This is a genomic window from Pectobacterium brasiliense (genome assembly GCF_016950255.1).
GTDB lineage: Bacteria > Pseudomonadota > Gammaproteobacteria > Enterobacterales > Enterobacteriaceae > Pectobacterium > Pectobacterium brasiliense.
The window spans coordinates 1-3,839 of sequence record NZ_JACGFN010000007.1; the positions used below are offsets into that span (position 1 = coordinate 1).

Annotated in this window: 1 protein-coding gene; it reads left to right on the forward strand. The window is 55.7% G+C overall.

The features are described from left to right. Window positions 1-3,839, forward strand: a 3,839-nt coding sequence (locus H4F65_RS21755; RefSeq protein WP_205536113.1) for a beta strand repeat-containing protein, incomplete at both ends; no start/stop codon positions are given.

Below are 3,839 nucleotides of genomic sequence, written 5' to 3' on the forward strand. Positions count from 1 at the left end.
GGTGAATACCGATGGCAAAACCTGGAGCGTCAATGTTCCGGGAGCGGTGCTTGCTGCTAACGGTGATGTCTCTGCGACGGTTACGACACGCGATACTGCAGGCAATGTCACCACCGCGAATACCAGCCACGCTTATGGTGTGGATACGGTGGCGCCAATTGCATCGATATCTATCGACAATATCACGTCGGATAACGTGATTAACGCGACCGAGTCCGGCCAGATCATTGCCGTGACCGGTCAGGTGGGTAATGAGGTCAAAGCGGGCGATGTGGTTACAGTCAAAGTCGGTAACGAGACCTACCAGACGACGGTGAATACCGATGGTAAAACCTGGAGCGTGAATGTTCCCGGTTCTGTGCTGGCTGCGAACGGTGATGTGAGTGCGACCGTCACCACCCGCGATACCGCCGGTAATGTCACCACTGCCAATACCAGTCACGCTTACGGCGTGGATACCGTTGCACCAGTTGCCTCAATTTCAATTGATGATGTCACCAGCGATAACGTGATTAATGCGACCGAGTCCGGCCAGACGATTGCCGTCACCGGTCAGGTCGGCAATGAAGTGAAAGCGGGCGATGCGATCACGGTTAAAGTCGGCACCGAAACCTACCAGACCACCGTCAATACCGATGGCAAAACCTGGAGCGTCAATGTTCCGGGAGCGGTGCTTGCTGCTAACGGTGATGTCTCTGCGACGGTTACGACACGCGATACCGCAGGCAATATCACCACCGCCAATACCAGCCACGCTTACGGCGTGGATACGGTTACGCCTGTTGCTTCAATTTCTATCGATAACGTCACGTCCGATAATGTCATCAATGCTTCCGAATCCGGTCAGACGATTGCGGTCACCGGTCAGGTGGGTAATGAAGTTAAAGCGGGCGATGCGATCACCGTTACCGTCGGCACGGAAACCTACCAGACGACGGTGAATACCGACGGTAAAACCTGGAGCGTCAATGTTCCCGGTTCTGTACTTGCTGCTAACGGCGATGTCTCAGCTTCGGTCACCACACGCGATACGGCAGGCAACGTCACGACTGCTAACACCACTCATACTTACGACGTGGACACCGTTGCGCCAGTGGCGTCTATCTCTATTGACGATGTTACGTCGGATAACGTGATCAATGTGACCGAATCGGGCCAGACCATTGCGGTGACGGGTCAGGTTGGCAACGAAGTCAAAGTGGGCGATGCGGTTACCGTCAAAGTCGGCACGGAAACGTACCAGACCACCGTCAATACCGACGGCAAGACCTGGAGCGTCAATGTTCCAGGATCGGTACTTGCTGCGAACGGTGATATCAGCGCGACCGTCACCACCCGCGATACCGCCGGTAATGTCACCACCGCGAACACCAGCCATGTTTACGGTGTCGATACCGTCGCGCCAGTCGCATCTATCTCTATTGATAATGTCACGTCCGACAATGTCATCAATACTTCCGAGTCCGGTCAGACGATAGCCGTCACCGGGCAGGTGGGCAATGAGGTTAAAGCGGGTGACGCGGTTACCGTGAAAGTCGGCACGGAAACGTACCAGACGACGGTGAATACCGATGGCAAGACCTGGAGCGTGAATGTGCCGGGATCGGTGCTGGCTGCTAACGGTGATATCTCCGCCAGCGTCACCACGCGTGATACCGCAGGCAACGCTACCACCGCCAACACCAGCCACGCTTACGGCGTGGATACGGTTGCGCCAGTCGCGTCGATCTTTATTGATAACGTCACGTCCGATAACGTGATCAATGTGACCGAATCGGGCCAGACCATTGCGGTGACGGGTCAGGTTGGCAACGAAGTCAAAGTGGGCGATGCGGTTACCGTCAAAGTCGGCACGGAAACGTACCAGACCACCGTCAATACCGACGGCAAGACGTGGAGCGTCAATGTTCCAGGATCGGTGCTGGCAGCCAATGGTGATGTGAGTGCGACGGTTACCACGCGTGATACCGCAGGCAATGTTACCACCGCCAATACCAGTCACGCTTACGGCGTGGATACGGTTGCGCCAGTTGCCTCGATCTCTATTGATAACGTCACGCCGGATAACGTGATCAATGCTACCGAATCCGGCGAGACAATCGTCGTCACCGGTAAAGTCGATAACGACGTGAAAGCCGGCGATGCAGTCACCGTTAAAGTGGGGGCCGAAACCTACCAGACCACTGTCAATGCTGACGGTAAAACCTGGAGCGTCAATGTGCCGGGAGCGGTGCTGGCAGCGAATAGTGATGTCAGCGCGACGGTCACCACGCGCGATACCGCAGGTAACGCCACTACCGTGAATACCAGTCACGCTTATGGTGTGGATACGGTTGCTCCCGTGGCGTCGATCGCTATCGACAATGTCACGTCAGATAACGTGATTAATGCTTCCGAATCGGGTCAGACGATAGCGGTCACCGGCAAGGTCGATAACGACGTGAAAGCAGGCGACGCGATCACGGTTAAAGTCGGCACCGAAACCTACCAGACCACCGTCAATACCGACGGCAAGACCTGGAGTGTCAATGTTCCGGGCGTTGTGCTGGCCGCTAATGGTGATATCTCGGCGACTGTCACTACGCGCGATACCGCAGGTAACGCCACTACCGCGAATACCAGTCACGCTTATGGTGTGGATACGGTTGCGCCAGTTGCGTCGATCTCTATTGATAACGTCACGTCCGATAACGTCATCAATGCCAGCGAGTCCGGTCAAACCATTGCCGTCACCGGTCAGGTCGGTAATGAAGTCAAAGCGGGCGACGCGGTTACCGTTAAAGTCGGTACCGAGACCTATCAGACGACCGTCAATACCGACGGCAAGACCTGGAGCGTCAATGTTCCAGGATCGGTACTTGCTGCTAACGGTGATATCAGCGCGACCGTCACCACCCGCGATACCGCCGGTAATGTCACGACTGCGAACACCAGCCACACTTACGGTGTCGATACGGTTGCGCCTGTTGCCTCAATTTCTATCGACAATGTTACGTCCGATAACGTCATTAATGCTACCGAGTCCGGTCAGACGATAGCGGTCACCGGTCAGGTGGGCAATGAAGTCAAAGCCGGTGATGCAGTCACCGTTAAAGTGGGTGCCGAAACCTACCAGACCACTGTCAATGCTGACGGTAAAACCTGGAGCGTCAATGTGCCGGGAGCGGTGCTGGCAGCGAATAGTGATGTCAGCGCTACGGTCACCACGCGCGATACCGCAGGTAACGCCACTACCGTGAATACCAGTCACGCTTATGGTGTGGATACGGTTGCGCCAGTTGCGTCGATCTCTATTGATAACGTCACGTCCGATAACGTCATCAATGCCAGCGAGTCCGGTCAAACCATTGCCGTCACCGGTCAGGTCGGTAATGAAGTCAAAGCGGGCGATGCGGTTACCGTAAAAGTCGGCACCGAGACTTACCAGACGACGGTGAATACCGATGGCAAGACCTGGAGCGTGAATGTTCCCGGTTCTGTGCTGGTAGCGAATGGCGATATCTCGGCGACGGTTACCACCCGCGATACGGCAGGCAACGCTACCACCGCCAACACCAGCCACGCCTACGGTGTCGATACGGTTGCGCCAGTCGCGTCAATCTCTATTGATAACGTCACGTCCGATAACGTGATTAACGCGGCCGAGTCCGGTCAGACGATTGCGGTGACGGGGAAAGTCGATAATGACGTTAAAGCGGGCGATGCGATCACCGTTACCGTTGGCACCGAAACCTATCAGACCACGGTGAATGCCGATGGCAAGACCTGGAGCGTCAATGTTCCCGGTTCTGTGCTGGCTGCGAACGGTGATGTGAGTGCGTCCGTTACTACTCGAGATA